Origin of the sequence: Mycobacterium sp. (genome assembly GCF_049673265.1) — a bacterium.
GTDB lineage: Bacteria > Actinomycetota > Actinomycetes > Mycobacteriales > Mycobacteriaceae > Mycobacterium.
In genome coordinates this window covers 1-4,704 of the sequence record NZ_JBATXN010000696.1, presented here as the reverse complement: position 1 = coordinate 4,704, position 4,704 = coordinate 1, and the positions used below count along the sequence as shown (strand labels likewise).

At 66.2% G+C, this 4,704-nt stretch carries 6 protein-coding genes; 5 read left to right on the top strand and 1 reads right to left on the bottom strand.

What is annotated here, in order from left to right; all coding sequences use genetic code 11:
* From WBF82_RS23625 to proB, 4 genes are all read left to right on the top strand, one after another.
* Nucleotides 1-149 (top strand): bL21 family ribosomal protein (locus WBF82_RS23625; protein ID WP_424385352.1); only part of this gene is annotated, 149 nt, incomplete at its 5' end.
* A gap of 15 nt (nucleotides 150-164) precedes the next feature.
* Complete coding sequence (rpmA, locus tag WBF82_RS23620; RefSeq protein WP_424385351.1) at nucleotides 165-431, top strand: 50S ribosomal protein L27; 267 nt, start codon at nucleotides 165-167, stop codon at nucleotides 429-431.
* Nucleotides 432-508: 77 nt separating this feature from the next.
* A complete protein-coding gene (gene obgE, locus WBF82_RS23615; RefSeq protein WP_424385350.1) occupies nucleotides 509-2,008 on the top strand; it encodes a GTPase ObgE in 1,500 nt (499 codons plus the stop codon).
* Entirely contained in the window at nucleotides 2,005-3,111 is a 1,107-nt protein-coding gene (gene proB, locus WBF82_RS23610) for a glutamate 5-kinase (protein ID WP_424385349.1), read from the top strand. Before obgE ends, proB begins: the two co-directional genes overlap by 4 nt.
* Here the strand turns inward: proB and WBF82_RS23605 are convergent.
* Complete coding sequence (locus tag WBF82_RS23605; protein WP_424385348.1) at nucleotides 3,108-3,743, bottom strand: TetR/AcrR family transcriptional regulator; 636 nt, start codon at nucleotides 3,741-3,743, stop codon at nucleotides 3,108-3,110. The two genes, proB and WBF82_RS23605, sit on opposite strands and share 4 nt — an antisense overlap.
* Nucleotides 3,744-3,850: 107 nt before the next feature.
* Here WBF82_RS23605 and WBF82_RS23600 point away from each other — a divergent pair.
* Nucleotides 3,851-4,704 (top strand): cytochrome P450 (locus WBF82_RS23600; RefSeq protein WP_424385347.1); only part of this gene is annotated, 854 nt, incomplete at its 3' end.

Genomic DNA, 4,704 nt, shown 5'->3' with positions numbered 1-4,704 from the left:
TGGCCAAGGTCGCGGTGACCGGTGAGGTGCTCGAGCACACCAAGGGTCCCAAGATTCGTATCCACAAGTTCAAGAACAAGACCGGTTACCACAAGCGTCAGGGTCACCGTCAGCGGCTGACGGTCCTGAAGGTCACCGGCATCAAGTAGCGGAGGCGACGAGACATGGCACACAAGAAGGGCGCTTCGAGCTCACGTAACGGCCGCGATTCCAACGCCCAGCGGCTGGGCGTCAAGCGGTTCGGCGGTCAGGTCGTCAAGGCCGGCGAGATCATCGTCCGTCAGCGCGGCACGCACTTCCACCCGGGCACGGGCGTCGGTCGCGGCGGCGACGACACGCTGTTCGCCAAGGCGGCCGGGGCCGTCCAGTTTGGCGTCAAGCGGGGACGCAAGACGGTCAGCATCGTCCCGCAGGGCCTCCCAACCAACTAAGCTTCGCGAGCGTAACGCTGCGGCGGTCTCGCGAGTTCTTTTCCGCCCTGGCGTTACATTCGGAGGAGTGGTCACGGATGCCTCGGTTTGTCGACCGCGTCGTCATCCATACCCGGGCAGGTTCCGGCGGTAACGGCTGCGCTTCGGTCCATCGAGAGAAATTCAAACCGCTTGGCGGTCCTGACGGCGGCAACGGCGGCCGCGGCGGCAGTGTCGTGCTGGTCGTCGACCCGCAGGTGCATACCCTGCTCGATTTTCATTTTCGGCCCCATATCGTCGCCGCGTCGGGCAAGCAGGGCATGGGCGCTCACCGCGACGGCGCCGCGGGTACCGATCTGGAAGTCAAGATTCCTGACGGGACGGTGGTGCTCGACGAGAACGGCAGGTTGCTGGCCGATCTCGTCGGTGCGGGTACCCGCTTCGAAGCCGCGGCCGGAGGTCGCGGCGGGTTGGGCAACGCGGCGCTAGCCTCGCGGGCTCGCAAGGCGCCGGGATTTGCACTGCTCGGCGAAACGGGCGAATCGCGCGATCTCACACTCGAGCTCAAGACCGTCGCCGACGTCGGGTTGATCGGATTTCCCTCGGCCGGCAAATCCTCGCTGGTGTCGACGATCTCGGCGGCCAAGCCGAAGATCGACGACTACCCCTTCACCACCCTGGCGCCCAACCTTGGTGTGGTCTCGGCGGGAGAGCGCACCTTCACCGTCGCGGACGTGCCAGGCCTGATCCCGGGTGCGTCGCAGGGCCGCGGTCTGGGTCTGGACTTTCTGCGGCACATCGAGCGGTGTGCGGTGCTGGTGCATGTCGTCGACTGCGCCACCGCCGAGCCTGGCCGCGACCCGCTGTCCGACATTGATGCGCTGGAAGCCGAACTGGCTGCGTACACACCCACGCTGCAAGGAGATTCCGCCCTCGGCGACCTCGTTGAGCGGCCACGGGCGGTGGTGCTCAACAAGATTGACGTGCCAGAGGCCCGCGAGATGGCCGAGTTCGTTCGTGACGAAGTCGCGGCGCGCGGGTGGCCGGTCTTCCTGGTGTCGACAGTCAGCAGAGAAGGCTTGCAGCCGTTGATATTTGCACTCGCCGACATGGTGTCGCAATATCACGCCGCGCAGCCGGTGCTGGTGCCGCGACGGCCAGTGATTCGTCCGGTCCCGGTCGACGAGTCCGGTTTCACGGTGGAATCCGACGGCCAAGGCGGGTTCGTCGTCCGCGGCCGGCGGCCCGAACGTTGGATCGCCCAGACCAACTTCGACAACGACGAGGCGGTCGGCTACCTCGGCGACCGGTTGGCCCGGCTCGGCGTCGAGGACGAGCTGGTCCGGCTGGGCGCACGACCCGGATGCGCGGTCACCATCGGAGAGGTCACCTTCGACTGGGAGCCGCAGACGCCGTCCGGCGTCGACACCATGATGTCTGCCCGCGGTACCGACGCCCGCCTGGAGGGGAACGACCGGGTCGGCGCTGCCGAACGCAAGGTGGCCCGCCGTCAGCGCCGCCGCGCCGGCGACGATGCAGCGGGGGCAGAGCGCAGCGATGCGGAGGAGCGGCGCGGAAGTCGGAAGCCCCGCTCATGAGCACAACAGCGCGCGAAGCTATCCGCACCGCGCGAAGCGTCGTGGTCAAGGTCGGCACCACCGCGTTGACCACACCGACCGGCGTGTTCGACGCCGACAGGCTGGCGGGGCTGGCCGACGCAATCGAGGCCCGAATGAAAGCGGGCTCCGACGTCGTCATCGTCTCCTCCGGAGCGATCGCCGCCGGCATCGAGCCGCTCGGGCTGACCAGGCGGCCCGCAGACCTTGCCACCAAACAAGCGGCGGCCAGTGTCGGGCAGGTCGCGCTGGTGAACGCTTGGAGCGCTGCATTCGCTCGCTACCAACGCAGCGTTGGACAGGTATTGCTGACAGCGCATGACATTTCGATGCGGGTGCAGCACACCAACGCCCAGCGCACCCTGGACCGGCTTCGGGCGCTGCATGCCGTGGCGATCGTCAACGAAAACGATACGGTTGCCACCAATGAAATTCGGTTTGGCGATAACGACCGGCTCTCCGCGCTGGTGGCGCACCTCGTCGGCGCCGACGCGTTGGTTCTGCTGAGTGACATCGACGGGCTTTACGATTCGGATCCGCGTAAAGTACGCGAATCACGTTTCATCCCAGAGGTTTCCGGGCCAGCCGACCTGCACGGCGTCGTCGCGGGACAGAGTAGTCACTTAGGCACTGGCGGGATGGCATCGAAGGTGTCTTCGGCGCTGCTGGCCGCCGACGCCGGGGTGCCAGTATTGCTGGCGGCCGCCGCGGACGCCGCGACTGCGTTGGTGGACGCCTCGGTTGGCACGGCGTTCGCCGCGCGGCCCAATCGGATGTCGGCACGGCGGTTTTGGGTGCGCTATGCCGCGGAGTCCGCGGGGGTGTTGAGCCTGGACACCGGCGCCGTGCGCGCCGTGCTGGGCCAACGCCGCTCACTTCTGCCGGCGGGTATTACGAGTCTGTCCGGCAGTTTTCACGGCGGTGACGTTGTCGATCTGTTGGGGCCCGACGAGACCCTGGTAGCCCGCGGTGTGGTGGCCTACGACGCCGCCGAGCTGGCCACCATGATCGGCCGGTCGACCTCAGAGCTGCCCGCGGAGTTGCGCCGGCCCGCAGTTCACGCCGACGACCTGGTCGCCGTTTAGTCCAGCATAGGCGTGAGATACAAAGCGCCCCAGATGATTTCAGTGAGCGTAGCGGCCAGTTCGGCGTCGTATGTCGGTGGGTTGTTCGGCAGGTTCTGTTGACAGACGCGCTCGACCATCCAGGTCAGCGCACTGGCCGCAGTCGCTGCTGGCAATGCGCCGCGGATTGAACCATCGGCCTGGCCATCCTCGATGACACGGGTTAATCGCCCGGTGATCGCGGCCAGCAGATTGCGGTAGGTCGCCCCAACCAAGGAGTCGTAGGCGGCCATCTCGTTGAGCGCAACCAGTACCGGTTGGTGGCGCCGGTAGCTGGCGATGATCGCTGCCATCCCGGCGCGGACATCGTCGGGATCGTGTCGCCACGCGACGCCCCACCAGCGCTCGGCGCTATCGGCGAGATCGGCGAACACCTGGTCGGCTAACCGGCGCAGCAGGTGGCCCTTGTCCTCGAAGTAGATGTAGAAGCTGGCGCGCGACATCCCGGCCTCGGACGACAGCCGATCCACGCTCAGTTCGGTGAAGCTCGCGCCGTCACGCATCAGCCGTTCGGTGGCGTCGAGCAGCCGGCGCTCGATCTGCTCGCGGCGCTCCTGGCGTTTGGCTTGCGGCTTTCGGGTGACCGACGGCATCGCTCAGCCTAACTGAAATCCTGACATCTTGACTAGACACTATGTCTAGTCCTAGGGTCAGCGGTGTTGCCAATGTGACCGCAGTCATAGCCGATGGAGGACCCACCATGACAGCGACGGCCGCAACCCCTCGCGCCTACGACCCCATCGATCTCTCGTCGCGGGCGTTTTGGTCCACCACCGCACAAGACCGGGAACGCTCGTTTGCGGAGCTGCGGGCCGAACGTCCGGTGAGCTGGCATCCTCCGGTCGAAGACGCCCTGATGACTGACCCCGAGGACCCCGGCTACTGGGCTCTGACCCGGCGCGCCGACATCGTCGCGGTCAGCCGCAACAGCGAGGTGTTCCTGTCCGGCAAGGGCGTCATCTTCGAGAACGTTCCCGACGAGCTGCTCGAGGCCTCGCAGTCCTTCCTGGCGATGGACCCGCCGCGGCACACCTTCCTGCGCAAACTCGTCAGTGCCGCATTCACCCCACGGCAGGTCCGGCGCATCGAGGATTCGATCCGCGCCAACGCCAAGAGCATCGTCGAGGAGCTCAAAGCGGCTGGCAGCGGCGCTGACTTCATCGAGCACTGCGCCAAGGAACTGCCGATACGCACGCTGTCGGAAATGGTGGGCATTCCAGAGTCGGACCGGGATCGCGTGGAACAGGCCGCCAATGCCATGGTCTCTTGGTGCGACCCCGTCTACCTCAACGGCCGGCACCCAATGGCGGTGCTGTTTGAGGCTCAAACGACTGTCCATCAGGTGGCCTTCGCGCTAGCCGCCGAACGTCGCGAGCATCCGGGTGACGACTTGTTCACCAGCCTGGTGAATGCCGAGGTGGACGGTGATCGGCTGGCCGACGCCGACATCGCCGCATTCTTCGTGTTGCTTTCTGTCGCCGCAAACGACACCACCCGGCAAACCACCAGTCATGCACTCAAGGCGCTCACCGATTTTCCCGATCAGCGCACTTG